Source organism: Wenjunlia vitaminophila DSM 41686 (assembly GCF_000380165.1).
GTDB classification, from domain to species: Bacteria; Actinomycetota; Actinomycetes; order Streptomycetales; family Streptomycetaceae; genus Wenjunlia; species Wenjunlia vitaminophila.
Map to the genome: position 1 here is coordinate 37,005 of NZ_KB904636.1, position 24,848 is coordinate 61,852.

The 24,848-nt window shown below is 70.2% G+C and carries 23 protein-coding genes; 14 read left to right on the top strand and 9 right to left on the bottom strand.

The genetic code is table 11. The annotated features are described in order from the left end of the window. The first annotated feature begins 140 nt into the window (after positions 1–140). From A3IG_RS0102745 to A3IG_RS0102760, 4 genes are all read left to right on the top strand, one after another. Positions 141–1,571 (top strand): NAD(P)-binding domain-containing protein, encoded by a 1,431-nt coding sequence (locus tag A3IG_RS0102745; RefSeq protein ID WP_051087362.1) that lies wholly within the window; start codon positions 141–143, stop codon positions 1,569–1,571. A 721-nt stretch (positions 1,572–2,292) separates the two neighbouring features. Then, the gene (locus tag A3IG_RS0102750; protein WP_018382017.1) at positions 2,293–2,652 is read left to right on the top strand and encodes an ArsR/SmtB family transcription factor; all 360 of its coding nucleotides are present in this window, start codon (positions 2,293–2,295) and stop codon (positions 2,650–2,652) included. A 283-nt stretch (positions 2,653–2,935) separates the two neighbouring features. Continuing rightward, a complete protein-coding gene (locus tag A3IG_RS34065; RefSeq protein WP_018382018.1) occupies positions 2,936–3,310 on the top strand; it encodes a hypothetical protein in 375 nt (124 codons plus the stop codon). Continuing rightward, positions 3,310–4,170, top strand: a complete 861-nt coding sequence (locus tag A3IG_RS0102760; RefSeq protein ID WP_018382019.1) for a tetratricopeptide repeat protein — start codon at positions 3,310–3,312, stop codon at positions 4,168–4,170. The genes A3IG_RS34065 and A3IG_RS0102760 overlap by 1 nt, the downstream gene beginning before the upstream one ends. Positions 4,171–4,429: 259 nt before the next feature. Here A3IG_RS0102760 and A3IG_RS0102765 read toward each other — a convergent pair whose 3' ends face one another. Then, entirely contained in the window at positions 4,430–5,080 is a 651-nt protein-coding gene (locus tag A3IG_RS0102765; RefSeq protein WP_018382020.1) for a CGNR zinc finger domain-containing protein, read from the bottom strand. 95 nt (positions 5,081–5,175) lie between these two features. On the opposite strand from A3IG_RS0102765, the gene A3IG_RS0102770 reads away from it, so the two are divergent. Both A3IG_RS0102770 and A3IG_RS0102775 read left to right on the top strand, forming a co-directional pair. Beyond that, positions 5,176–6,093: an arginase family protein gene (locus A3IG_RS0102770; protein ID WP_026219835.1), complete on the top strand. Its 918-nt coding sequence runs from the start codon at positions 5,176–5,178 to the stop codon at positions 6,091–6,093. Further along, entirely contained in the window at positions 6,090–6,599 is a 510-nt protein-coding gene (locus A3IG_RS0102775) for a hypothetical protein (RefSeq protein WP_018382022.1), read from the top strand. Before A3IG_RS0102770 ends, A3IG_RS0102775 begins: the two co-directional genes overlap by 4 nt. Positions 6,600–7,015: 416 nt before the next feature. Here the strand turns inward: A3IG_RS0102775 and A3IG_RS0102780 are convergent, their stop codons facing one another. The 3 genes from A3IG_RS0102780 to A3IG_RS0102790 all read right to left on the bottom strand — a co-directional run bounded on the left by A3IG_RS0102780 (position 7,016) and on the right by A3IG_RS0102790 (position 9,918). After that, a complete protein-coding gene (locus tag A3IG_RS0102780; protein WP_018382023.1) occupies positions 7,016–8,131 on the bottom strand; it encodes a hypothetical protein in 1,116 nt (371 codons plus the stop codon). Then, a complete protein-coding gene (locus tag A3IG_RS0102785) occupies positions 8,128–9,378 on the bottom strand; it encodes a hypothetical protein (protein WP_018382024.1) in 1,251 nt (416 codons plus the stop codon). The genes A3IG_RS0102780 and A3IG_RS0102785 overlap by 4 nt, the downstream gene beginning before the upstream one ends. Positions 9,379–9,501: 123 nt before the next feature. After that, complete coding sequence (locus tag A3IG_RS0102790) at positions 9,502–9,918, bottom strand: caspase family protein (protein ID WP_018382025.1); 417 nt, start codon at positions 9,916–9,918, stop codon at positions 9,502–9,504. 203 nt (positions 9,919–10,121) lie between these two features. Between A3IG_RS0102790 and A3IG_RS0102795 the strand changes: the two genes are divergently transcribed. Then, the gene (locus A3IG_RS0102795) at positions 10,122–11,150 is read left to right on the top strand and encodes a LacI family DNA-binding transcriptional regulator (protein ID WP_018382026.1); all 1,029 of its coding nucleotides are present in this window, start codon (positions 10,122–10,124) and stop codon (positions 11,148–11,150) included. 57 nt (positions 11,151–11,207) lie between these two features. Here A3IG_RS0102795 and A3IG_RS0102800 read toward each other — a convergent pair whose 3' ends face one another. After that, on the bottom strand, positions 11,208–13,970 hold the full coding sequence (locus A3IG_RS0102800; protein WP_018382027.1) for a glycosyl hydrolase: 2,763 nt from the start codon (positions 13,968–13,970) through the stop codon (positions 11,208–11,210). Between the two features lie 373 nt (positions 13,971–14,343). Between A3IG_RS0102800 and A3IG_RS0102805 the strand changes: the two genes are divergently transcribed. From A3IG_RS0102805 to A3IG_RS0102820, 4 genes are all read left to right on the top strand, one after another. Continuing rightward, positions 14,344–15,645, top strand: coding sequence for an ABC transporter substrate-binding protein (locus A3IG_RS0102805; protein WP_026219836.1), 1,302 nt, complete (start codon positions 14,344–14,346; stop codon positions 15,643–15,645). A 99-nt stretch (positions 15,646–15,744) separates the two neighbouring features. Further along, the gene (locus A3IG_RS0102810) at positions 15,745–16,692 is read left to right on the top strand and encodes a carbohydrate ABC transporter permease (RefSeq protein ID WP_026219837.1); all 948 of its coding nucleotides are present in this window, start codon (positions 15,745–15,747) and stop codon (positions 16,690–16,692) included. After that, positions 16,689–17,591 carry a carbohydrate ABC transporter permease gene (locus tag A3IG_RS0102815; protein ID WP_018382030.1) on the top strand — a complete coding sequence of 301 codons (903 nt, stop codon included), beginning with the start codon at positions 16,689–16,691 and terminating at the stop codon, positions 17,589–17,591. The genes A3IG_RS0102810 and A3IG_RS0102815 overlap by 4 nt, the downstream gene beginning before the upstream one ends. 86 nt (positions 17,592–17,677) lie before the next feature. Further along, on the top strand, positions 17,678–19,078 hold the full coding sequence (locus tag A3IG_RS0102820) for a GH1 family beta-glucosidase (RefSeq protein WP_018382031.1): 1,401 nt from the start codon (positions 17,678–17,680) through the stop codon (positions 19,076–19,078). A gap of 482 nt (positions 19,079–19,560) precedes the next feature. On the opposite strand, the gene A3IG_RS0102830 is transcribed toward A3IG_RS0102820, so the two are convergent. Next, a complete protein-coding gene (locus A3IG_RS0102830; RefSeq protein WP_104530647.1) occupies positions 19,561–19,953 on the bottom strand; it encodes a glycosyl hydrolase in 393 nt (130 codons plus the stop codon). Positions 19,954–20,405: 452 nt separating this feature from the next. Between A3IG_RS0102830 and A3IG_RS0102835 the strand changes: the two genes are divergently transcribed. The 3 genes from A3IG_RS0102835 (at position 20,406) to A3IG_RS28380 (ending at position 22,228) form a co-directional block, all read left to right on the top strand. Then, positions 20,406–20,675 carry a toxin-antitoxin system HicB family antitoxin gene (locus A3IG_RS0102835; protein WP_018382034.1) on the top strand — a complete coding sequence of 90 codons (270 nt, stop codon included), beginning with the start codon at positions 20,406–20,408 and terminating at the stop codon, positions 20,673–20,675. Then, positions 20,672–21,052 carry a hypothetical protein gene (locus A3IG_RS0102840; protein ID WP_018382035.1) on the top strand — a complete coding sequence of 127 codons (381 nt, stop codon included), beginning with the start codon at positions 20,672–20,674 and terminating at the stop codon, positions 21,050–21,052. Before A3IG_RS0102835 ends, A3IG_RS0102840 begins: the two co-directional genes overlap by 4 nt. A gap of 186 nt (positions 21,053–21,238) precedes the next feature. Further along, the gene (locus tag A3IG_RS28380; RefSeq protein WP_236719197.1) at positions 21,239–22,228 is read left to right on the top strand and encodes an ATP-dependent DNA ligase; all 990 of its coding nucleotides are present in this window, start codon (positions 21,239–21,241) and stop codon (positions 22,226–22,228) included. A gap of 213 nt (positions 22,229–22,441) precedes the next feature. On the opposite strand, the gene A3IG_RS0102850 is transcribed toward A3IG_RS28380, so the two are convergent. From A3IG_RS0102850 to A3IG_RS0102860, 3 genes are all read right to left on the bottom strand, one after another. Next, positions 22,442–22,972, bottom strand: coding sequence for a GNAT family N-acetyltransferase (locus tag A3IG_RS0102850; RefSeq protein ID WP_026219838.1), 531 nt, complete (start codon positions 22,970–22,972; stop codon positions 22,442–22,444). Between the two features lie 145 nt (positions 22,973–23,117). Beyond that, positions 23,118–23,651 carry a DinB family protein gene (locus A3IG_RS0102855; RefSeq protein ID WP_018382038.1) on the bottom strand — a complete coding sequence of 178 codons (534 nt, stop codon included), beginning with the start codon at positions 23,649–23,651 and terminating at the stop codon, positions 23,118–23,120. A gap of 259 nt (positions 23,652–23,910) precedes the next feature. Next, positions 23,911–24,795 carry a LysR family transcriptional regulator gene (locus A3IG_RS0102860; protein WP_018382039.1) on the bottom strand — a complete coding sequence of 295 codons (885 nt, stop codon included), beginning with the start codon at positions 24,793–24,795 and terminating at the stop codon, positions 23,911–23,913. Between the last annotated feature and the right edge of the window lie 53 nt (positions 24,796–24,848).

The window sequence follows — 24,848 nt, forward strand, 5'->3', positions numbered from 1 at the left end:
AGAGAGGCCGGAAGAGCGCGAGTGGGGACTGGCGGTTGCCATCACGGCGATGCGGAGGCGCCCCAGGACTAGTTCGATTAGATGAATGTCTATGTTGACGCTCATTGATGCAGGTGTCATGCTGGCCACAGAGTCCATTGATGGTTGTCGAAATACATGAGGGAGTGGCCGTGACCGTGCTTGCCACCACCGAGCTGCCCGTCGTCGTGGTCGGAGCTGGGCCCTCCGGTCTGGCTGCTGCCGCCCACCTGATCGACCGGGGCATCGAGCCCTTGGTCCTGGAGGCTGGGCAGGCCGCCGGGGCGGCGGTGCGCGACTGGTCGCACGTGCGGCTGTTCTCCACGTGGGGCGAGGTCGTCGACCCCGCTGCCGAGAAGCTCCTGGCACCCACCGGCTGGGTCAAGCCCGACCCAGCGACCCATCCTTCCGGCGGGGACTGGGCCGATACGTACTTGCAGCCGCTCGCCGACGTCCTTGGCGACCGCGTCCGCTTCGGCGCCACTGTCACCGGCGTCTCGCGCGCCGGCCGGGACCGGATCGTCGACGCCGACCGCGAAGCACAGCCGTTCGTCGTTCACGTCAGCCACGCCGATGGCCGCGAGGAACGGGCCCTGGCCCGGGCGGTCATCGACGCCTCCGGCACGTGGAGTACCCCCAGCCCCGCCGGGGCCAGCGGCCTGCCTGCCCTGGGGGAGCGCACCGCCGCCGACCGGATCACCTATCGCGTGCCGGACTTCAAGGACCACGCCGTCCAGGCCCGGTACGCGGGCAAGCGCACCGCGGTGATCGGCTCCGGCGCCTCCGCCTTCACCGCTCTGGCCCACCTCGCCGACCTCGCCACGTCCAAGGAAGGCGCCGGGACCAAGGCCGTGTGGATCCTGCGCCGGGGCATCTCCGGCTCCACCTTCGGGGGCGGCACCGCCGACCAGTTGCCCGCTCGCGGCGCCCTGGGGCTCGCGGCGAAGGCCGCCGTCGACAACGGGCACGCCGACGCGGTCACGGGGTTCCGGACCGAGGCGATCGAGCGCGACGCCGACGGCCGCTTGGTCATCGTCGCCGAAGACCGCCGGCGCCTCGACCCCGTCGACGAGGTGATCGTGCTGACCGGTTTCCGCCCCGACCTCAGTTTCCTGTCCGAGCTCCGGCTCGTTCTCGACGAACGCCTCCAGGCCCCGGTCCAGCTCGCCCCCCTCATCGATCCCAACCAGCACTCCTGTGGCACCGTCTACCCCCACGGTCACCGCGAGCTCTCCCACCCCGAACAGGGCGTCTACCTCGTCGGGATGAAGTCCTACGGCCGCGCCCCCACCTTCTTGGCCATGACCGGTTACGAGCAGGTCCGCTCCGTCGCCGCCGCGCTCGCCGGTGACTTCGACTCCGCCGACAACGTCGAACTCACCCTGCCCGAGACCGGGGTCTGCGGCGGCGCCGGACTGTTCGACACCCCCGACGCCCAGCAGGCCGACGGTGGCGGCTGCTGCGCCGCGCCCGAACTCGCGCAGCTCGGCGCCCCGGCCGCGGTAGCGACGGCCACCCGGGAGGCGCCAGCGGGTGGCTGCTGCGGCTCGTGACCACCCCGGCAGCACCCACACGCGGGACCGCGACCAGGCCAGGACACCGGTCGCGGCCCCCGCACCACCCTGCTCGTCCTTCGCATCACGCCTCGCCGGCGCACTGGTGACCTACGTCTTCACACACGCCCCGGCGCTGCACGCACCGTGGCCCCGCGCCCGGACCCGGCCGGGCGTTCCTGCTGCCCGCGGTCGCCTTCACTGGGCCGGCCTTCGCAACGTTCGTGGTTGTCCTCGAACGCGGGAACACCGCCCAGCAGGGCAGCAGCTTCGACCAACGACCCCAGGTACGCCCACTGCGCACCCGTGGGACAGCCGGCAAGGTCCGGGCCAACCCCAGCCGGTAGACCCCAGCAGCTTCCCGACAGCCGGATCGACCAGCCCACCCCAGGTGGAGAGCAACCCCACATGCCCCCACTCCCCCACCCGCACCGGACCCGGCCCCCACAACCAGCAGCCCCCACCCAACAACGTGAGCCGCAGCAGCCAGCCCGACAGGACCGGCACCAACAGCGACAACCGGCAGACCAGCGCGCTCGGACACGAACACCCTCACCGATTCACAGGTCATCGACGGGCCGCACGCCACCCCCCACTTTGACTCACTCAGAACAGATATCTCTCGAAGCAAAGGTGGCGGTGTACGCAGAGGGGGGCGGTGCGAGCGGCCCGCGACGCTCCTTGCTCCCCCCATTGCTTTGACATATGTCAACATAGGCGTATGTCCACCACCAGGCAGCTCCAGGTACTCCAGTCGGGCGTCGAGCCGTGCTGCCCACCGCTGACCGAACGCCCCTTCACCGCCGTGGAGGCCGAACGCGCCGCCGCGATGTTCAAGGCCCTGGGTGATCCGGTTCGCCTGCGACTGTTCACCGCGGTCGCCTCGCACGAGAACGGGGAGGCGTGCGTGTGCGACATCTCCGACGTGGGCGTCTCCCAGCCGACCGTCTCCCACCACCTGAAGAAGCTCAAAGAAGCCGGCCTGCTCACCTCCGAACGCCGCGGCACCTGGGTCTTCTACCGCGTGGAGCCCTCCGTCCTGGCCGCGATGAGTCACCTGTTCGCCATCCCCGCCACGTAAAGATGGCGCCGCCCCCCGCACTGCTCGCCTCCTTGCCCGCAGGCCGGTTGGCGGACTGGCACTTCGCCCGGCTCGCCGCCACCCGCGGGGCCGGTCTCGCGGCCGGCGACGAACTGGTCGAGGTCGCGATGATGGAGACACTGCACGGAGAAGGGGGCGGCGACTCCGAAGGCAGTTACCGCGTGCACGACCCTCGGCGACGACAGCCGCTGAGTGGGTCGCCAAAGAGCAGAAGCGTCTTGTCTGGGCGATCGACCGTGCGCGAAACCTCGGACTGATCACAGTGGCGGCGGAGATCGGGGAGGCGCTGTCGTACTTCCTCGACGACATCACTCTGGACCCGAACTCCGCCGACTGGCTCTTCAACGCTCCCGGGGAGAGACGGCCGCGGGTGCTGGCCGGGCTCCGCAGGGCACGCGCGAGGGATGCCCTGGCCGAGGGTCACCCGGACAGGGCGCTTTCGCTGCTGGCCTCGAACAGCGAAGATGCAGCGGAGAGCTCCGGGGACCGGGTCTCATGGGCCCGGGACGCGATGGTCGTCGCCCGGGCGCACTCCGTGAAGGGCGACTACCGGGCCGCCCTCGACCGCATGACGATCGCCGCGGACCGGCTCCGCTCGCTGGCGACTCCTGGCACACCCTCGGAGACCTTGAGCTGATGGGCGAGTTGCAGCGCTGGCGTGGGAAACCGGAGCTGGGCGAGCAGAGCCAGCGGGGGGCACTGCGAGTCGCCGAACACGCGGGTGACCTGAGGGCTCAGGCACCTCTGCGGCGCACCCTGGCTGAGACACTGGGCTGTCTGCGCCGTCCGTCGGAGGCGGCCCCGCTGCTGGAGTCGGCCAGGGACGACTCCAGGCTCCTCGGCGACCGCCGCTGGGAAGGCGCCACCGAGTACGCCCTCGGCAAGATCTACCGGCTCCTCGGAGAGCGTCAGAAGGCAGTCGACTGCTACAGCAGGGCAGAGGGCATCTTCGGCCCGATGGGCGAGCGGCTGTGGGTCGGCCGAGTGAACAACACCCGCATTCGCGTCCTCGCCGGCATGGGACAGCTCGATGACGCCGCCGCCACCGCCCGCGAGGCGATCGCGCTGTTCGAGCAGCTCGGCAACGAAATGTGGGTGGCGCACACCCAGCGGGACGTCGGCTGGCTGCACCTGCGCGCTGGGCGTCCCCAGGACGCCGACGCCGAGGCACCGCTCACTCACGCCGTGGACGCCTGTGCCGTGGCTGGCGATGCCTACGCGGGCGCCATGGCGCGTCACCTGCGCGGTGTGGCCTACCGCGAAGTCGGCCGGTACCCGGAGGCCCATGCCGACTTCGACGCCGCGCTGGAGGTCTACAGGTCCGGCTCGTACGAGTGGAACGAGGCCCCGGTCGCCCACGACGTGATCCGCACCCTCCGGGTGGAAGGCCGCACCGAGGAGGCCGACGTCATGCACCGGGAGACCTCCGTCGCCAACCCGATCTTTGACCGCACGCACGGCCGGGACGGAGCTGTCGCGGTGCCGGACGAGGACTGAACCAGCCGGAGACTGAACGTCCTGGTCCTACCGCGGGGCCATGGTGCCCCGGGGCCAGCCAACGCCCCCGGGGCACCGGGCACCAATGCGACGAGGCTGCCGGCCCTCCGCCTCCACGACCCGCCCGGGCCCGGCGAAACGAGTACCGGGCCGCAGGTGGGGTCTGGCCGTAGACGGCGCGAACACCACTACAACACCGCGGGTATCGCCCTGTTGGCCCAGGTCACCGGGCACACCGGCGGCACGGTCGAGAGCGCCCTCAGGGCCTGGCCTGAGCCATGCCGCCGGCCCGTTTCCTCTGGTAGTGGGTTCGGCCCTTGGCGGAATTCCCGCAGGTGGCCATGTCGCACCATCGGCGGCGGCCACCCCGGGAACTGTCGATGAACACCCAGCCGCATCGCAGCCCGGGGCAGACACGGGTGCGTTCCAGTGGCAGCGCCCGGAGCAGATCGAATGCCTGTAGGGCCAGTTCGTGGTTGAGGTACTCGGCCCCGGACGTCCCGACGCTGACCTGGAGCTGCGGCCCGGTCCCGCGGACGGTGAGACGCGCACTGGCGACCGCGTGCTTCCAGTGGTCCTCGAACTGCTCAACCGCCCCCGCGGGATCTGGAGCGCCTTCGTGGATCAGCGCCGTGATCAGGTCGTGCAGAGCCTCGCGCAGCTCGCGGGTGCGGTCCAGGGCCAGCTTGGCCCTGCCGGGCTCGGTCTCGGCCAGCCGACGCAGGTCAGTGAGGTCGTCCGGGGTGAAGTGACCAGTGAGGGCGGCCCATTCCAGGACGCGCGGGTAGCCGTCGAGCCAGTCGATCGGCTCCGCGTCACGCGCCGTGACCGTGTTCACCAGGTCGATGACGATATGCCCGCCGACCAGGTCACGACTCCTGAAGGTGTGAGGCTGGATGTTTCCCGTCACGCGTGACCGCCCTCCTCGAGCTTGCCTCATTCCATCCAACCAGTGTACTGATGTTATCCGGTTTGAATACCTCGCTCAGCTGACAGGAGACACCCATGGCTGCCGCCGTCGAGCTCATCGCGGCCCCCTGGAATATCGGCCTACGACCGCCCTGGCCGGGGCGTGAACCCGGAACGTGGCGGACCCCCCAAGCACTGCTGTCGGCGGGGCTGGAAGCACGTCTGCGGCCGGCCCGGGTGGCACAGCTCGACCGTCCGCCCTACGAGTTCGACGCGCAGCCGGCGACCCGCATCCGCAACGGGGTGACCATCCGCGAGCACGCGCTGCGGCTCGGCGAGGCGGTCCAGTCCGCGCTCGCCGCCTCCCGGTTCGCGCTCGTGCTGGGCGGCGACTGCAGCATCCTGCTGGGGTGCCTGCTGGGGGCCCGGCGTCAGGGGCGCTGCGGCCTGGTTCACCTCGACGGACACAGCGACTTCCGTCACCCCGGCAACTACGACACCGCTTCGTCCCTCGGCTCGGCGGCTGGAATGGACCTGGCCCTGGCCACCGGCCGTGGTGAGCTGCTGCTCACCCACTGGCCGGTGGTGGGCCGACCACTGGTCGCCGACCAGGACGTGATCCAGATCGGCGACCGGGAGGAGGCGGAGGAGGAGGCACCCCCGGTCACCCGGTTCACCGCCCAGGAGATCCAGCGGATCGGCATCGCCGATCTGGGCGAGCGGGTCATCCGCCGCCTGGAGCAGCGCGAGCTCGACCGCGTCTGGCTCCACCTCGACCTCGATGTGCTCGACGAACGCGTCCTGCCTGCGGTGGACTCCCCGGGGCGTCCGGGCCTGGACTTCCCCCAGCTCGCCGAACTCCTCTCGACCCTCACCGGCACCGGCCGGGTGGTAGGGCTCGACGTCGCCATCTACGATCCGGAACTCGACCCGGACGGTGCCCACGCCGCTCCCATCGTCGACTGCCTCGCCTCCGCCCTGACCCCGCTCACGACCGTGGGGACGCACACGTGAAGACGCTGCTCGCCGACGGCCCCAGCAACCTGTACGCGACCGAGATGGAACAGTTCGGGCGTCTGACTGGACACTGGGCAACCGAGATCACTTACTACCCCACCAACGGCTCACCAGCCCGCCGCGTCAGCGGCGAATGGGAGTTCAGCTACGCGCTGGAGGGCAGAGCCGTCCTGGATGTCTGGCAATGGCCAGCGCGCGAGGAAATCCTCACCGCGGACCGCGCCGCGGACCAGGAGTGCGGGCTGTGCGTACGCATCTGGGATCCGCGCCTACAACTGTGGCGGTTCACCTTCCACGGCACCGCCCACGGCGACCAGGTCCACATGTACGCCCGCCAGATCGACGACGAGATCGTCATGGAACGCGCCGTTGGCAGCGACCTCATCCGCTGGACCTTCACCGACATCACCACCGGCACCTTCCACTGGCGCAACGAACGATCAACCGACGGCGGACACACCTGGCGGCTCGACCAGGAGGTCAGCGCCCGCCGCCTGCACTGACGGACCCCGGCGCAACGGTCAGGGCCACCATCGGCGGGGGGCGCCACGCATCGACGGTTCTGCTCGACGCTCCAGGTGGCCGTCTCGGCCCGCGCACACCACTTCCCGGGGTTTCGCCAACGTCTCCTGGCGCGTCGATCGTGCCGAGACCGCGGGGGAACTCGCGAGCTCCGCCGCAGAACAGGTCCGGCAGCACATCGCGCAGGCACAGCGCCTGGCACAGTCGCCGGACGGCCCCGGATGTGACGTAGCCGTTGCGGTGAGCGGCACGTGGCGGCCGGTGCCGCCGGTCGATCGGCGCCGGCGCGCACGGGCCCCTACAACGCCGGAGTTCAGCAGCGTCACCACACCGACCAGCCTGACGGCACTGGATCTTCCCCACCGGTGACGTCGAAGCGACACCGGCGCCTGGCTCGTCACCGCCTGTCCCACACCACCGGGCCGGAACAGCCGTGCCGCCGCGCCGAGCGCTCGGCGAAGGACTCCAGCACCTCTGCCAGCTCCTGGTCGTGCGGTAGGAGCCGGCTCGAGTGCTCGGCGTCCCTGACGGCGGACCGCACCGTGTAGACCGCCGTACCCATGCCCGGGCACTGAGCGGTCATCACCCGCACCTGCTGCTGACGCAACAGCTCCCGGCTCTCTGTGTCGTTCCGGCCCGCCGGGAGGAACTCCAGGGCGGCGGCACCGTACGGGCCGTAGGCCGCCTCCATCGTGTACAGCGGCGCGCCCCGCCAGCCCCGCAGGGCGCAGTCCTCCAGGACGCCCCGCTCCGCGGCCGTCTCGGAGACGTTGCGGACGCCGAGTCGGGCCGCGGTGGCACGATCGAGCAACCCGGCACAGGTGCCGTCCGCCCGTTCCAGGTCCTCGTACTCCCAGACACGCGGAACACGGGGAACGTCCGGCGCCGACTGCCCAACGCCTCGGCCACAGTCCTCGCGCTCGCTGAGATTGCGTGCGGTCGCGGTGGCGAGCGCGGCCAGTTCCCGACGCTTCCCCCGGTCCTCGAAGGTCTCCTCCTCCAGGGTGGCCGTGACGGTGAGCAGCAGACCGTCCCACCCGAACGAGGCGAACCCCTCTTCATCACAGCCGAGCAGGACCGTCACCATCCCAGTGTGCGCGTCCTGCGAGTTCCGGAAGAACGATCCGGTCCACTGCCCGCCGAGCGGCGCGTGTTCCGGCTCTCCCCGGGGACCACTGTGGAACGTCGGGACGCCTACTTCGAAGAACAGGTCGGGAATGTCCTGTTCACTTCCACGCTCCCGGAACCGGCACCAGGTCCCGTTGGCCCTCATGTGGTCGTTCCACCGTGCCAGCTCCACCCCGTCGAAGAGCAGCATCGCCTCGTCAACCGCGATCACGCCGCCGCACCCGCGGCCCAGCGCCTCGCGGGGGCTGACCGCGTCCCCGCCGTCCACAAGTCCGCTGACCAGCCATGCCACCCCACCGGCGACCAGGAAGCCCACCAGGGCCAGCACCGCGTTGCGCCGCCGGTGCCCCCGGTACCACCACCGCAGTTCCGAATCGTCGGTCACTGCCATCCCCTCCCCAGCGGGTGGACCTCGCCGCAGTCAGCCCGCCGTGGCCAGCTCCCCGCGTGTGCCAGGTACTGGCTCGTAACGGCGTCGGCCAGGTCCGGCAGCGCCTTCGTGTGCCGGCCGCTCACCGTGATCCGGTGCAGCCCCGGAGCGCCGCCGCAGCGGGTCTCCAGCCACACCACGTACAGCGGGGTGAGGGAGGGGTCCCGCCGCCCGGGGTCCGGCTCGTCATCCGGCGGCTCGGGAGGGGACACCACGCGACCGTCCCCCAGCTCCGCCAGTTCCTTCCCGTGCTCGATGCGGGCCTGTTGTGCCGCGGCCCCGGCCCAACTCCCCACGGTCACCTCCGGCTCGTCGTCAGGCTCCCGCCTACCCAACGTGTCCAAGGACACGTGGGCGAGCACGCACCCGTTGCCCCAGGTCAGCTCCCCCGAGGCGGCGGCTTCCCACCGGATGTCCACCGGTGGGTCCTGCTCGATCACCGCCGGCGCCCCCGGCAGCACCGGGTCGGGGGCCAGGCCCAACGGCCCCGGGGCGAACCAGCCGCAGGAAGCCCGCACCCGGCCCGCCATCCGCCGCGCCTCCGCCACCTCCTCGTCCACCCTGGCGACCGGAACCACCCGTACCCGTGAGGCCTCCACCCGGGGGGCGACACAGCCCACGGCCCGGCGCACCCGGTTCGCCGCATCCACCGCCAGCCTGGACTCGGCGGCCCTGGCGGCGTCCGCTGAGGACCCGACGTCCGCGCTGACCTCGAACGTGTCGACGGCTCCCGGGTGGCCGGGCAGCGGCTCGGCGCACCGCACCCGCACCGAGGCGGTGCCTTGTTGGGGGGCGTTCTCCTTCCGGTCGTCGGCGACCAGTGACGTCACCCCCACTCCGGGGAGCGCCGGGACAGCCACGCGAGTCACGGTGACCTGCACGTAGGGGTCGCCCTCGGCATCGCTGTCCGTGCCCAGGTACAGCTCGCAGGACAGGTAGGTTTCGGCGCCGACCACCCCGTACCCCTCGAGGACGGCGCCGGAGGAGGTGCTCGACCACCGTTCGTCGTGGGCCTCTTCACCGTCAGGCAACGCGCTGGCGATCCCGGCCCGGTCCAGCATGCCGTCACATGCCTGGCGCAGCACCTGCTGGTTGTCCGCCCGTCTCTCGGCCTCCCGCCAGGTCCGGACAGCCGTACACCCCCCGGCCGTTCCCAGTAAGAGCACTCCCACCAGGGCCTTGTCGAACCATGCGCTGCGCACTGCGCGACGCCACCACGCGGCTCGTTCCGCCCCAGCGGCGTCCTTGTCGGTACCCGCTTCCCCCACTGAGTGCACGGACAGTGTCGCCTCCCCTGCGCTACGTATCCGGAACCGCTGGGGACCCTACCAACACGGTCGCCAGCACCTGAGGACCCGACCGCTACGGAGGTGCGTTTCGGCCAGGACGGGGCCGATCCCCTCGTTCACCGTGCGGCCCGCGTTGAGGATTTCGCGGCGGACGCCGTCGTAGGCGATGGACGAATAGGGGCGGTCGACGTCGGAGGAGGGGAGGGTGAGCAACAGGCTGTCGAAGTCGGGGTCTATGAGGCCGTGGCCCGAGTAGTACACGAGCAGGGTGTCCGTGGCACGACGCGCTGCGGTGCGGATCGTGTCGAGGACCTGCTCGGCGGACGACGGCTGCGACAGACGCAGGCAGTGGCCGGGTGGCAGCCCCCAGACCGCCGGGGCCCGGGGCCGTCCTCTCACGCCGTGGGTCAGCGTGACGTTGATGACGTCCAGCGCGCCCGTGGCGCCCGGCACCCCGGAACCGGGTCCGCCGCCCCCAACCGGGCGGCCCCGGCGAACACCAGGCCCGCTCCGCGAGCACATGGAAACACATCCGTGTCATCCTCGTCACAGCGTTCTGGGAGCGCTCTCAAAAATCGGAGGGTAGCGTTTATCCTGATCCGCGTCGGATCAGCGGCGCGGCCCAGGCCGCGGATGAAGACGAGGAGTTGGCCGCCTTGCCCGAGCAGACCACTGGGGCGTCCCGCCCCACGCTGGAAGCCGTTGCGGCGCACGCCGGCGTGTCCCGGGCGACGGTCTCGCGGGTCGTCAACGGCGGTGCGGGCGTGCGTCAGCATCTGGTGGACAAGGTTCGCAAGGCGGTCGAGGACCTGGGTTATGTGCCGAATCACGCGGCTCGTTCGCTGGTCACTCGGCGTCATGGCGCGGTGGCCGTCATCATCGCGGAACCGGAGTTCCGGGTCTTCTCCGACCCGTTCTTCGAGCAGCAGGTGCGCGGGATCAGCCGGGAGCTGACCGCTCATGACTCGCAGATGGTGCTGCTGTGGGTGGAGGGTGTCGGCGATCACCAGCGGATCGCGCGCTACTTGGACGGAGGGCATGTGGACGGCGCGCTCGCCTTCTCCCTGCACAGCGACGACCGGTTGCCGGCGCTGATCGCCCGGAGCAGTGTCCAGGCGGTGTTCGGAGGACGCCCGCCGGTGGGCTCGGGCCTGAGCGTGCCGTTCGTCGACTGCGACAATCGCGGCGGGGCCCGGGAGGCAGTACGGCACCTGGTGTCCCTGGGGCGCCGGTGCGTCGCGCACATCGCGGGCCCGCGTGACCAGACCTCCGCGCTGGACCGGATCGCGGGCTACCACGACGTGCTGGTCGACCCCGATCCGGCGCTGCTGTGCCAGGGCGACTTCACCCGGGAGAGCGGGGCCCGCGCCATGGCCGAGCTGCTGGACCGGCGGCCGGAACTGGACGCGGTTTTCGCTGCCAACGACCTGATGGCCGCGGGTGCGCTGCACACTCTGCGGGAGCGCCGACTTCGGGTGCCGGAGGACATCGCAGTGGTTGGCTTCGACGACATGGATTCGGTGGTAAGAGACACCGAACCGGCACTCACCACGGTGCGTCAGGACATCGAGGGCATGGGTCGGCTCATGGTGAAGCTCCTGATGCGTCTGCTGCAGGGACGGAGTGATGCGGCACCAGCATCTGTGATCACGCAGACGAGTCTGGTCCGGCGGGCGTCGGCATGAGGCGGCGGCTGGGGCCCGGGCCCCAGCCGCCGCCCCTCAGGGGGTCGTCCGGTTGCGTCAGTCGTACGGGATGACCAGTACGGCGGTGTCCGTACCCGTCTGGAGACGGGAGTCCGCGTTGCCGATCGCGCTCCAGACCTCCAGGCGTATCGTTCCGCCGCGCAGGTCACCGAGGGCGCCGGTGGCGGACTTCAGGCCACGGGTCTGGTTGTACTCCTCCCAGCCCGGGAGTGGATCCGTGGCGAAGTAGTGGTACGTCTCCGTCCGGTCGAAGGTGCCGTCTCCGGTGAGGTCGTAGCTGATCCGGGCCTGTTGGCCGAGGCCAACGGCCGTACCGGCGTCCACCGGTAGGCGGAACGCGGTGGTACCGCCGGTTCTGAAGGTCGCGTTGACGCCCTTGGCCTCGTACACCAGCGGCTTGTTGGGGGTGCCGTCGTAGTTGGCGCCACCGGCCGAGGGGATGGTGTCGCTGCCGGGCGTGCCGCCGGTGGACGTGGTGAGGACGCCGCCGGAGCGAAGTTGGAAGGTGTTGCCGGTCGAGGGCTCCGGGTCGGGTCCCGAGCCGGTCGCGGTGGCGGTGGACCGGGCGGGTACGGCGAGGGCCTTGCCGTCGGAGAAGGTCACGGTGCGGGTTGCGGAGCCGTAGTTGTGAGCCACGTAGGTGCGGGTCCCGTCCTTGTCGAAGACCGCGGAGGTCGGGATGTCGCCGGTCACCGAGGTGTCGGGGGCGCCGAGGGCGTCCAGGCTGGTGATCCAGTGGTAGGTGTGCGCCTTGGACTCCCCCGTCTCCGGGGTGTACTGGGCGTGGCCCACGTCCCATTTCGCCCTTGCGGCCGTCGGGTCGGCGAGGGACTCGAACTCCCAGAGGATGTCGCGCCATTCAACGGCTGGTCCGCCGTTCTCCCGCTCCATTTCGGCGATGTTGCGCCGGATCGCGGCCTGGTGGCCGCCGAGGTGGAGTGAGCCGCCGGTGACCGGGAGGGCGTTGATGCCGTGGATCTCCTCGGGGTTGGCGGTCCACCAGGTGGCGTAGGCGGCGCCGCTTCCCCACACCATACCGGCGGTGTCGTGGCCGAAGGAGTCCGGGAAGACCTGCTGGTCGGAGTCGAACCAGTACTGGGCGATGGCCTCGCTCTCGGTGGCCAGCAGGTAGCTGCCGAGGTCACGCAGAGCGGCGTCGTCGGTGGCCGAGCCCCAAAGTACGAGGGCGGCGCTGAGGTTGGTGGACTCCGAGGAGGACTCCTGGTTGTTGCCCGCGGCGAAGCCCTGGTGGCCGGAGGCCCAGCTGTGTCCGGCGTAGACGTCGAAGCCCCGCAGGAAGGGGAAGGCGGTGTCGGTGCGGCTGGGGTTGGCGGTGTCGCGGACGAGGGTCTTGACCATGCCTCCCCAGGCGGAGTCGGCGGCCCAGTCCGCGTCGTACTGGGCGATGATCGCGGCCGCGTAGACGTAGTAACCGTAGTGGAAGTGGTGGTCGTTGAGCTCGGTGTCGCTGCCGTAGGAGGCGGGGTAGCCGGTGAGGGTCTTCCAGTCGCGGTCATAGGAGAACTCGTTCGCTCCGCCCGCGGCGAACCAGTCCTGGAGGCGGCCCTTGAGGAGGGCGAGAAGCTTGTCGCGGGTCGCGGTCTCGCCTATTTGGTCAGCGAGCGACACCAGTTGGGCGAGTCTGCCGAGCGCCTTGCCGGTCCAGTAGGTGTCGACGGCTCCGGAGAACGGGTCGGAGGAGGAGACGACCTCATTCAGGTACCCGCGCAGCCTCGCGGCGTCGATGGCGCTGGTTCGGGGCAGGCCGGGCAGGACCGGGGCTGCCTTCTGGACGGTGGTGAAGGCCGTGCCCTCACGGACCTTCATGGTTCCGCGCGGCGAGACGTAGGTGTAGGAGGTGAGGGGGTCGGTGGTGTGCAGCCACTGGTGCCGGTAGAGGGCCTGGAGGGTACCGCTTCCCGTGCCTTCCTTGGCCTGTGTGGTGAGGCTGTAGGTAGCGCGGACGGTGCCGTCGCTGGTGTCCCAGTCAACCCGGGATCCGGTGACGAAGTTGAAGGCGTACTTCCGGTACGTCGCGAGCGCCTCGGTGGAGGGCAGGACGGCGAGGGAGAAGTAGTCCTTGCCGCCGAGGCCGGCGCTGATCGTGGAACCGGAGACGTTCCAGTCGCTGCCGGTGGGGGCGAAGAGGGCATAGTGGTGGCCGGCGACGGTGATGCCCAGGATGTTGCCCTCGTCGGCGAAGACGGCGGCGGTGCCCGCGGTGGTGATCTGGGCGTTGCCGCCGGATCCCTGGGCGTACACGAAGGGCAGGCCGTGCCCGATGGTGGTGCGCAGGGTGTGGGTGCCGTCGGACCAGTAGGGGGTGACGGTCCAGTCGGACCATGCGTCGGCCTTGGTGTCAGGCGAGTTCAGCCCGGCCACGCCGAGGGTGAGGTCCCGCTTGTGGGCGAACTCGTACTGGCGGCCGTCCCCGACGATGGCGGGGTTGGTGGGGTAGCCGATTTCCAGTCCGCCCGCGACCGCCTGGTAGGTGAGGGGATGGCCGTACATGGGGGTGGAGTACGGGTTGTCGCCGTAGCGCTGGAAGGCGAGCGAGGACCACCAGTCGTTGGTGGGTACCGGCCGGTCCTTGGCAGCGGCAGTGAGCTTGGGCGTCACGGGTGTGCCTGTGTTCGTGGTGGGGCCGGAGGTGCCGGCGGGCCGGGTGTCGGAGTAGCTGCCGGCCCCTACGGGGACGGTGGCGGCCGCGGCGGAGGGCGCCAGCGGACCGAGTCCGACGGCCGCCAGCGCGGCAGCTAGTGCCAGCGCGGCGGCTGAGCGCGGGCGAGGGACTGGCATGCGGAACACCTCATATCATCACGATGGGCAGAGCGGCTCAACAGCGATACGGCTGCGGCAGGCCGCCGAGCACCGCGGTCGAAGCCAGCGGTGCCCGGCGCATACGGCGATGTACGGCGGTGCAGGCGGGAACGCGCGGAGTGCGGTTGGTTGTCTCCGGACTCAATCCGAGAGCGCTCTCAGATGGCCTGAAACGTAGAACTCCTGAAACATGGCTGTCAATACAGGGCGCACACCCGACACCTAGGCCGAATCAGACCTGTTAAGTGTTCAAGTCTTGACGGATCGTGCGCTTCACAGGCAGGCTCCCCTGGCATGCTGAGAGCGCTCTCACGTTGCGCTCGTGCGACCCCCGAGCCAAGGGAGGCTTCCCATGCCCACTGCCCGAGCCGCCAAGAGAGCCGCATTCCGCTTGGGGGCGGTCGTGCTCGCCGGGGCCTTGCTCGCTGCTTGCGGGGGGTCGTCGGATGGCGCCTCTGACAGCGCTAACGGGAAGGTCACGATCACTGTCGACCTGTTTGGCTCCTTTGGCTACAAGGAGGCCGGGCTCTACGCCGAGTACGAAAGGCTCCACCCCAATGTGACGATCAAGCAGACGGACACCGAGGACGAGGCCGACTACTGGAGGTCGCTGCAGACCCGGCTCGCCGGGGGCGCCGGCCTCGCCGATGTCCAGGGCGTCGAGGTGGGCCGGATCGCCTCCGTCACCCAGCAGCAGGCCGACAAGTTCGAGGATCTCCGGAAGTACGGCGCCGACGCGCTCAAGGGGCAGTTCGCCGAGGCCAAGTGGGCCGCTGCCACAGGGCGGAACGGCGAGGTGCTCGGTCTCGGCACCGATGTCGGCCCGGAGGCGATGTGTTACCGCACCGACCTCCTCAAGCAGGCGGGACTGCCCACTGACCGCGAGGTACTGTCGAAGCGTTGGGCCACCTGGGACGGCTACCTGGAGCTCGGCAGGCAGTACAAGGCGAAGGCTCCGAGCAAGAGCGCCTGGCTGGACAGCGTCGGCAGCCTCTTCTCGATCATGATCGGGCAAGAGGAGGAGCGCTACTACGACGACTCGGGCGCGCTGATCTGGGAGACCAACCCGGCGATCGAGAACGCCTGGAACGCCTCCATCGAGGCGTCCGAGGCAGGTCTCAGCGCCAAGCTCGACCAGTGGTCGCCGCAGTGGAATCAGGCTTTCTCGGCCGGATCCTTCGCGACCCTCCCCTGCCCCGCGTGGATGCTCGGCTACATCAAGGGCCAGGCCGGCGAGACGGGCAAGGGCAAGTGGGACATCGCCGCGCTTCCGGGCGGCGCCGGCAACTGGGGAGGCTCGTACCTCGCCGTCCCCCGCGCCGCCAAGCACAAGAAGGAGGCGTACGAGCTGATCAAGTGGCTCACGGCGCCCGAGCAACAGTCCAAGATCTTCGCCAAACAGGGCAACTTCCCGTCGGCCACCGCTGCCATCGCGCAGATCGCTGACGCGACGGATCCCTACTTTTCCGGTGCCCCGATCGGACGGATCTTCGGTGAGGCCGCCGAGGCCGCCCCCGTACAGGTTCTCGGCGTCCACGACCAGAACGTCGCCCAGCAGATCACCAATGCGCTGAGTGAGGTGGAGCGCAAGGGCACGAAGCCCGACAAGGCATGGGAGAACGCCAAGAAGGGCGTCAAGAACATCATCGGGTGACCAGTCACCTCCGCGCCGCGGTCCGGGCAACTCCTGCCCCGCCCGGACCGGCCCGGAGGGTCCCCGCCCCGGCACCGACTCCTCCCGAAGGGCCGCAACGTGACCCTCACCGCATCCGCGCGACCGAACCCAGCGAGCCGGCCGTCCAGCATCCGGCGCGTGTGGCGCCAGCTCTCCCCCTACGCCTACATCGCCCCCTTCTTCTCCCTGTTCGCCGCCTTCGGACTCTTCCCACTGATCTACACGGCCTACGTGTCGCTGTACCGGGTGGAACTCCAGACGCCGGGCGACATGGAGTGGCGCGGGCTGGACAACTACACCGCGTTGCTGGCCGACGAGTTCTTCTGGACCTCGCTCCGCAACACCTTCACCATCGGGGTGCTGTCCACCGTCCCCCAACTGGTCATGGCGCTGGGCCTCGCGCACGTGCTCAACTACAAACTGCGCGGGCGGACGTTCTTCCGCACTGCGATCCTGCTTCCGTACGCGACCTCCGTCGCCGCCGCCACGCTCGTCTTCGCCCAGCTCTTCGGCCGTGACTTCGGCCTGATCAACTACGGGCTCGGGCTCGTCGGCATCAGCCCGGTCGACTGGCAGACCGGCACGGTCGCCTCCCAGATCGCCGTCTCCACCATCGTCATCTGGCGCTGGACCGGGTACAACGCCCTGATCTACCTGGCAGGCATGCAGTCCATACCGCACGAGCTCTACGAGGCCGCCGAGATGGACGGGGCATCACGCTGGCGGCAGTTCGTTCACGTCACCCTGCCGGGGCTGCGACCCACGATCGTCTTCACGGTCATCGTCTCCACGATCGGTGCCACCCAGCTCTTCGGCGAGCCGCTGCTCTTCGAGGGATCCGTCTCCGGCGGCATCTCACACCAGTACCAGACCCTCGGGCTCTACATGTACGAGCAGGGCTGGGGCTTCTTCCACCTGGGCCGGGCCGCCGCCATCGCCTGGGTGATGTTCCTGCTGATCCTGGCGCTCGTCGGGGCCAACGCCCTCATCACCCGCCGCCATTCCCGCAAGGAGGCCGGCCGATGACCGCGCTCACCGATCCGCCCGTCACGCACCCGGCCCCCGAACGGCCCGCCGCGCGCGGACGACGACGCTCGCAGGCAGGACGCACGATGCGGGGCGGGAAGCTCGCCTACGCGGTCCTGATCGTCGCCGTGCTCGTCTCGGCCTTCCCCTTCTACTGGACGATCGTCGCAGCCAGCCGCTCCAACGCCGACATGGCGCAGGTCCCGCCGGCGCTCCTGCCGGGCCCGAACCTGATGCAGAACTTCGAGGCCGTGATGGAGGAGGCCGACATCGGCACGGCACTCCTCAACTCCCTCATCGTGTCCGGGTCAATCACCCTCGGCACCGTGCTGTGCTGCACGCTCGCCGGGTTCGCCTTCGCCAAGCTCCGTTTCCGCGGCCGCGGGGCGCTGCTCGCCGTCACCGTGGGCACCATGATGATCCCGCCACAGCTCGGCGTCATCCCCCTGTTCATGCTGATCGCCGAACTGCAGTGGGTGAACCAGCTCCAGGCCGTCATCCTGCCGGGACTCGTCTCCGCCTTCGGTGTGTTCTTCATGCGGCAGTTCCTCGTGCAGTCGCTGCCGGACGAACTGATCGAGGCGGCCCGGGTCGACGGCGCATCGAGCGCACGGATCTTCTGGTCAATCGTGGTGCCGATCGCCCGGCCGGGCATGGCCGCCCTCGGCCTGCTGACCTTCATGGCCGCATGGAACGACTTCTTCTGGCCCATCGTCGCCCTCACCTCCTCCGAACCGACCGTCCAGGTCGCCCTGCGCCAGCTCGGCGGCGGCTACGTCAACGACCAGTCCGTGATCATGGCGGGCACCCTGCTCAGCACACTTCCGGTGCTGCTGGTCTTCGGCCTGCTGGGCCGGCAGATCGTCGGCGGGATCACACAGGGCGCGGTCAAGGGCTGACCACGCAGGGTGGGCTCCCGACACCGGCACGCCAGGCCCTGCGCCCTCCACACCACAGTCGTCTCACCCCCGGGAGTTCCACGCTCATGTCCGCGCTCGACACCCGCCCCCGCACCGCCACGACGCTCCGGTTCCCCGAGGGCTTCCGTTGGGGCACCGCCACCGCCGCGTACCAGATCGAGGGCGCCGCCACCGAGGACGGCCGCACTCCATCCATCTGGGACACGTTCAGCCGCACCCCCGGCAAGGTGTGCAACGGCGACACCGGCGACATCGCCGCCGACCACTACCACCGGGTGAGCGAGGACATCGCGCTCATGCGGCGGCTCGGCGTGACCGACTACCGCTTCTCCATCGCCTGGCCCCGCGTCCAGCCGACCGGCCGGGGCAAGGCCGCCCGCAAGGGGCTGGACTTCTACCGACGGCTCACCGACGAGCTGCGGGACGCTGGTATCCGGCCGGTGGCCACGCTCTACCACTGGGATATGCCCCAGGAGCTGGAGAACGCGGGCGGGTGGCCCCATCGGGAGACCGCGTACCACTTCGCTGAGTACGTCCGCCTCGTCGCCGAGGCACTCGGCGACCGCGTGGGGACCTGGACCACCCTCAACGAGCCCTGGTGCACGGCCTTCCTCGGCTATGGCAGCGGTGTGCACGCCCCCGGCCGTACCAGCGCCGTGGACTCTCTGCGTGCGGCGCACCACTTGAACCTGGCGCACGGCCTCGCGGTAGGGGCGCTGCGCGCGGCGCTGCCCACTCCGGCCGAGGTGTCCGTGACACTCAACCTCCACGCGGTACGCGCCCACACCGACGCGCCGGGGGACCATGACGCGGCCCGCCGGATCGACGCCGTCGGCAACCGGATCTTCCTCGACCCGCTCTTCCACGGGCGGCTCCCTGAGGACCTCATCCATGACACCGCGGCGATCACCGACTGGTCCTTCGTCAAGGACGGCGACCTCAAGACCGTGGCCGCGCCGCTCGACACGCTCGGTCTCAACTACTACTCCCCCACCACGGTCGCCGCCGGCACCTCCGAGTCGCCGTCGCCGTGGGCGGGCGCGGAACAGCACGTGCGCTTCGTTCCCGCCCCCGGGCCCCGTACGGCGATGGACTGGCCCGTCGACGCGGACGGACTGCACGAACTGCTGATCCGTCTCCGGGACGACCTGCCGGGCCTGCCACTGGTGGTCACCGAGAACGGCGCCGCCTACAACGACTACGCCGACCCGTCGGGCGCGGTGAAGGATCCCGAGCGGACGGCCTATCTGCACGCCCATCTGGCCGCCGTGCACCGGGCGATCAAGGACGGTGCTGACGTACGGGGCTACTTCCTGTGGTCCCTGCTCGACAACTTCGAGTGGGCCTACGGGTACAGCAAACGCTTCGGTATCGTCCATGTCGACTTCGCAACTCAGCGCCGCACCTTCAAGTCCAGCGCCCACTGGTACGCGGACGTCATCGCCCGCGGCGGCATACCCGCGTGAACCCAGTCGGAGGCGGCCCCACAGCGGCGCTGGCCACCTGAGCTCGACCTGCCGGTACCCGCCCCCGCCGGCCTTCAGTTTCATCGAGCCGCTCGAGCTCCACCCCCAACAATCAATACCGGTGCAGCTCCCCGGGGAGGTACGAGGGTCAGGGGGCCGAGGCTGGCTGGGTCACCAGCGGGAACGCGTCGATGCCGGAGCCGTCCGCACACGCCGCTCCGTAGGCGGGTCGCTCTGTATGGCGGGTCGCTCTCCCCGCCCCGGCGCCGCTCTCGAGGGCGGTCCGAACCGGACGGCGCGCACGTCCCACATGCTCGTCGCCCAGCGCGCGACGCCGCGATGAAGGGTTACCGCGTCCGGCGCACGCTCGCCACGAGCTCGTGAACGAGCTGGTCGCGCCCGCCGACGAGGAGCGACTGAGCAAGACCATCGCCCGCTGGGGTCTCGTCGGCGGACACGTGGTTCGCTCCGCGGGGGCCGGGTCACCACCAGGTGGTGCAGGCGACTTCGGGATAGTTGCCGGCCTTGCCGCACGCTCGCATGAGATTCCCCTGGTTGTTGAAGGCGTGGGTGTGGTGGCCGCCGCCGGTCTCGATCCGGGTGATGCTGAGCTGCTGCCAGGTCCGCCCGCCGTCGGTGCTGCGGTCCACCCACACCAGGTCGCCCGGGGAGCCGAAGATCCTGCCCCACGCACATGTTCGGTTGGCCCGCAGCTCGATTCCGCGGGATTTGATCGAGGTGGACGCGACCGTCCTGGCATTGTTGAAGTTGCAGCCCTCGTCGGCGTGAGCCGTGGTGGGAGTCACCGCGGTGAGCAGGGTTCCGGTGAGCCCTGCCGCGGCGACGGTTCCGAGGAGAGTCCTGCGCATACCCATGGCTGTCGTCCTTCCTGGTTGGTGGGTCCCCGGGATCGGCGGTGCGTGAGGGCGGACCAGCCGCATCCGATCCGGTTCACCCGGCGACGCTCCAGATGTAGCGCGAGCCTGTCGGGACCGGTCCCGACCGGGGCGGGTGAGACGGTCACGGGGAGATCCGAGCCACTCACTCCGTCCTCCGGGCGCCTGTCGGTGGTCCGGCCGGGCGTGACCCCGGCGGCAACCCCGGTCGTCGCCGCGGCCCGGGTCAGGTCCTCGCGACCATGACCGGCCAGGTGTGGGGGGATTCCACCCACGGACCGAGGGGCACCGCGACCGCGGGTCCCCACTGTCGCCCCGCGGCACACAGCGCCCCCGCCTGGGTCGGTAGCCGGTCGGCTTCCCCTGGCGCTCCGTGGGGGTTACGCCGGTTCCCAGCCTCGCCGTGTGACGTCATTGATAGCATTGCCGTCATGGAGCAGAAGAGCCTGACGCTGCGTGTCCCCAAGGACGACGCCGAACGCATCAGCCGCCGCGCCGCCGAACTGGGGCTGTCGGTCAACGCGTACATGCACCAGACGGTCATGGCGGATGTGAATCAGGAGGTCGCCCGGTTCGCTGCGCCCACCCGCGAGATCCTGGACTGGCTCGGGGGCGACCCGGAGGCAGCCGACGTCCTTGACCGGCTGAACGCCGACATCGACCCGCGTCCGAAGGCGCAGCAGCGGGGTGCGGCGGCGTGAGCGACCGGCTGACCGTCGCCCACCTGTCCGCGGTCGCCCAGCAGATGCCCGGCGACCCCGCGGTGGATGACTGGGGCGTGCCGGCGGCGGCCATCGCCAGGTGCGAGGCCGTCGTCGCGGAGACGCCCGTCTACCAGGGACCCCGCGCCCAGGCGGCGGCTCTGTTCCACACCTTGCTGCGGCTGCCGATGCTGGAGCACTCCAACGGGCCGTTCGCCATCGCCGCGGCCATCGACCTCCTGCAGTATCACGGCATCGACGGAAAGTACGACGCCCTGGCCTGGGCCAACCTCGCCGTCGAGGTGGCTGAGGGACGCGCGAGCGTGAGCGATGTCCTGGCCACCATCCGCGGCTGGACCACGACCCCGGAGGGGTGAACGCCTGTTCTTGGTCTCGGGAACGTGAGGGGCTCGCCCGCAGCGGCCCTTCGCGTTCGGTGAGCCCGGCGGTTGGTGCGTTCTCCCGGAGGCGGCTGGCTGGCCGTTCACTCCACCGGCCCATCCGTTGGTACCTCGGAGGCCGTGCGCGGGTATGGGGACGGTGTGGCCTCGTCCTGTTGTTCGGTGCGCGAGCCGATGCTCGCTCGCGCCGTCGATCACCTGCCGGTAGCCGGCGCCCTTCCAGGCCAGTTGGTTTTCGAACCGAAGTGGGACGGCTACCGGACCCTGCTGTCCGTCCTCGACGAACGGGTGCGCCTGTGCTCCCGGACCGGCACCGACCTGACCGGCTGCTTCCCGGAGGTGGCCCGAGCGGCCACAGACCTCAACGAGGACGTCGTGGTCGACGGTGAGGTGGTGGTCTACACCGGCGGGCGCCTGGAGTTCACCGCGCTCCAGCACCGCCTGGGCCGCTCCTCCGCGACCGTCAGCCGCCTGGCCCGGACAGAGCCCGCGCACTTGATCGCCTTCGACCTCCTGCACCGCGCCGGCACCTGCCTGGTCCGCCGCCCGTACCGCGAACGCCGGAGGGCCCTCGAGGAGTTCTTCGCCGACCACCACCTGGTCGCGCCGTGGTCGCTCTGCCCAGCCAGCACCGACCGTCGACAGGCCGAGGAGTGGATGAGCCACTGGTCGGCCGTCGGTGTGGAAGGCGTCGTCGTCAAGGGCGCCGACCAGCAGTACGAGCCCGGCCGCAGGGGGTGGCTGAAGGTGCGGTCGCGGCGGTCGACAGAGGCTTTGGCCGGCGCCGTCACCGGGCCCGTGCGCCTCCCGCACACCCTGCTGCTCGGACGGCACACCCCCGAGGGCCGACTGTGCCTGGTCGCCCGTACAACGCCACTGGCGGCGGCCCAACAGGCCGACCTGGGTCGGCTCCTCACCCCGGGCACTGCCGCACACCCATGGGAAGGGATGAGGGTCACGGCCCACTGGGGGTCACGCGACCTGCTGCGGTTCACCACCGTGGAGCCGGGGCTGGTGGTCGAGTTCGAAGGCGACACCGCCGTCGACCACGGTCGGTGGCGGCACCCCGTGCGCGTCCGCCGGCTCCGTCCCGACCTCGCCCCCGGCGACGTTCCACGGTTCGGAGCCGGTTACGAAACCACGCCGGGATGATCCCGCGCGAGTGCCGCGGCAGAAGGCAGAAGGCAGAAGGGGGCAGGGTCGCACGGGCCCACGTCCTGGTCAGACCCGAGGAACCCTTGCGGCCACTGCCACGTCACGGCTGGCCGCCGATGACCAATCGGTGTGGCTCTCCTGCGGGAACCGTCCGAGCTGGGAACCTCCGCGCGGCAGAGCGAACACGGCCGGCGAAGCACCGGCCCGAGCTCAGGGCCTCAGCAGGCCGCCCACCCACCAGTCGTGCGGTGTGCCGTCGTTGGCGATGCCTCTGCTGCGCAGTGTCCCTTCGACGGTGAAGCCGAGTTTCTCGGCGACGGCACGCGAGCCGGTGTTCCCGGTCATGGCCCACCACTCGATGCGGTGCACGTCGAGCGTGGCCCAACCCCAGTCGCACAGGGCCCGAGCGGCCTCCACCGAGTACCCGCGTCCGCGCTGCTCCTTGACCGCCCAGTAACCGAGCTCCCAGACGCCGCGGCTGATGAGGGTCAGGCAGTACGAGCCGACCAGGGCGCCGGTGTCCTTGCGGAACGCGCCGAGGGTGTAGTCCCTGTCCTCGGCCCACTGAGCGGGAAGCTTCTCGCCGACGAACACCTCCGCGTCCGCACGCCGGTACGGCACCGACACCGGGGTGTAGAACTGGATGTCCTCGTCCTGGCAGGCTTCGTACACCGCGTCCACGTCGGCAGGTGTGAAGGCCCGCAGCACCAGACGGTCGGTCTCAAGAGTCACTGGATCCATCGCGGCAGTATGACCACCCGCGATGAGCGGCGACCAGCGCATATCCCGTCCGGGCAACCACCCACGGCAACACCCCGGGCTGGTCAGCGGTCGTACACGTCATCTGGGGGGCTGGAGGGGGACGGAGAGTGGTCTCGTGTGGCGGTCAGGCGTGGAGGTTGAGGACGAGGTAGCCGTCGACGCGGCTGAGTCGGTCCGACGCGGGGTCGGGCGGGAGGGCGTGGCCGAGGTTGTCGGCGCGGACCTCGCTGATCCACTGGTCGTGCTGGTACTCGTGGTTAATCAGCGCGGTCAGCAGGTGCGTGGCGACGATGGTCATCTGGGTGGGGGCGCCGACGGCGCCGGCAGCGATGTCGCCGATGCGGGCGTGGACGCGTTCGGCGACGGTGTCGCGGAACGCGGCGAGCCGTTGGACCGTGGGGAGTGCGCCGCGGAACTTCTCCGGGTTCGCTGAGTCCATGAGCCCGTCCAGTTCCGGGTCGGGGCTGGGCTCGGCCGCGGTCAGGTTGCGGATCATGAAGTGGGCGACGTGGGCTTGGTGGCCGAGGTGCCAGCCGATGGCGCTGGAGTTCTCGTGTGGGCGCCAGGTCACCTCGTCCGGCGTGAGGTCTCGCCACAGGTCGTCGGTGTAGGCGCGGGCGCGGTCGTACTCATGCAGCAGGGCGCGTAGTTCGTGCATGACTCCACCTGTCGGAGAGGGGGCGGGGCGAGGCGGTCGGCCGGGGGCGGCGGGTGGTCCGGGCATCCGAGGGATGGCGCGGGGGTGGCCCAGAGCAGCGGTTGCGGGAAGACCTGAGTGATCCGGTCGGTGGCGCCTCGCTCGTTGGGCAGGGAATGGGCTGGTGCGGCAGGGCCGCGAACCGTCTGCCAAGTTAGGCGCCCGCCCTGGGTCTCCGGTAGGGGATCTCGCTGAATCCAGAGATAAGTGATGCGTATGGCTAGTGGCGGGCGGGCGCGAGGCTGTCGGCGAGGTGGAGCAGGTCTGCGCCGAGCGGGGAGTCGCCGTTCCAGATCGCTTCGAAGGCGATCTGCACCTCGCGGCCGTCGTTCAGCAGCGGCCGGTGTGGCACGTCGGGCGAGGTGAGCTTGGAGCGGGGGACCATGGCCGAGCCCAGGCCCAGCTTCGTCCAGTCCTCCAGGACGCGGTAGCTGGCGGCTTCGCCCGGATAGGTACGCAGGGGCACCTGGTGCGCCTGGAAGAGCCGTGTGGTGAACGTGGTCAGGCCACAGGTGTCCGGCACGAGGATGAAGCATTCCTTGCCGGCTTCCTCGAGTTCGAGCGGAGCCGGGTCCGCGGTGTCGGGGCTGACCACGACGATCGGCTCGACGTCGATGACCCGGTGCTCGAAGCGTGGCACCGCTGCCACCGCCGGGATGAGGATGATGTCGAGTTCCCCGGCCAGCAGGCCCTCGCGCAGGTCCTGCATGTTCGCCTCGCGCAGCACGAGGTCGCGGGGCACGGGGAGGTCGCAGACCATGCTGAACGCCCGGGCGACCAGGTGCGAGCTGATCAGCGGCGAGACGCCCATGCGGATCTTGTGCTCGCCGGGTTCGTTCAGCCGCCGGGCCTCCGCTGCGACGGCATCGAGCGCGACCAAGGCGCGTTCGATCAGCGGCAGGATCCGGGTGCCGAAGGCGGTCTGGGTCACGCCGCGCGGGGAGCGGTCGAACAGCTTGTCGCCGAGGCGCTCCTCCAGCTTGGCGATGCCGTTGGACAGGGCGGGCTGCGTCACCCCGTAGGCGCGTGCGGCGGCACTGAACGACTTGGTCTCGGCGACGGCCTGCGTGTACCGGAGTCCTTCGAGGTTCAGGCGCTCAACCATAATCATGCCTTATCGCTGCATTCACGAAGATCCTCTACCGGGCCGCTCTTGCT

Coding starts and splice junctions, on each gene's coding strand:
- A3IG_RS0102745 (WP_051087362.1), top strand. CDS start 141: ATGGTTGTCGAAATACATGAGGGAGTGGCCGTGACCGTGCTTGCCACC.
- A3IG_RS0102750 (WP_018382017.1), top strand. CDS start 2,293: ATGTCCACCACCAGGCAGCTCCAGGTACTCCAGTCGGGCGTCGAGCCG.
- A3IG_RS0102760 (WP_018382019.1), top strand. CDS start 3,310: ATGGGCGAGTTGCAGCGCTGGCGTGGGAAACCGGAGCTGGGCGAGCAG.
- A3IG_RS0102770 (WP_026219835.1), top strand. CDS start 5,176: ATGGCTGCCGCCGTCGAGCTCATCGCGGCCCCCTGGAATATCGGCCTA.
- A3IG_RS0102800 (WP_018382027.1), bottom strand. CDS start 13,970: ATGCCAGTCCCTCGCCCGCGCTCAGCCGCCGCGCTGGCACTAGCTGCC.
- A3IG_RS0102805 (WP_026219836.1), top strand. CDS start 14,344: ATGCCCACTGCCCGAGCCGCCAAGAGAGCCGCATTCCGCTTGGGGGCG.
- A3IG_RS0102815 (WP_018382030.1), top strand. CDS start 16,689: ATGACCGCGCTCACCGATCCGCCCGTCACGCACCCGGCCCCCGAACGG.
- A3IG_RS0102820 (WP_018382031.1), top strand. CDS start 17,678: ATGTCCGCGCTCGACACCCGCCCCCGCACCGCCACGACGCTCCGGTTC.
- A3IG_RS0102830 (WP_104530647.1), bottom strand. CDS start 19,953: ATGGGTATGCGCAGGACTCTCCTCGGAACCGTCGCCGCGGCAGGGCTC.
- A3IG_RS0102835 (WP_018382034.1), top strand. CDS start 20,406: ATGGAGCAGAAGAGCCTGACGCTGCGTGTCCCCAAGGACGACGCCGAA.
- A3IG_RS0102850 (WP_026219838.1), bottom strand. CDS start 22,972: ATGGATCCAGTGACTCTTGAGACCGACCGTCTGGTGCTGCGGGCCTTC.
- A3IG_RS0102855 (WP_018382038.1), bottom strand. CDS start 23,651: ATGCACGAACTACGCGCCCTGCTGCATGAGTACGACCGCGCCCGCGCC.
- A3IG_RS0102860 (WP_018382039.1), bottom strand. CDS start 24,795: ATGGTTGAGCGCCTGAACCTCGAAGGACTCCGGTACACGCAGGCCGTC.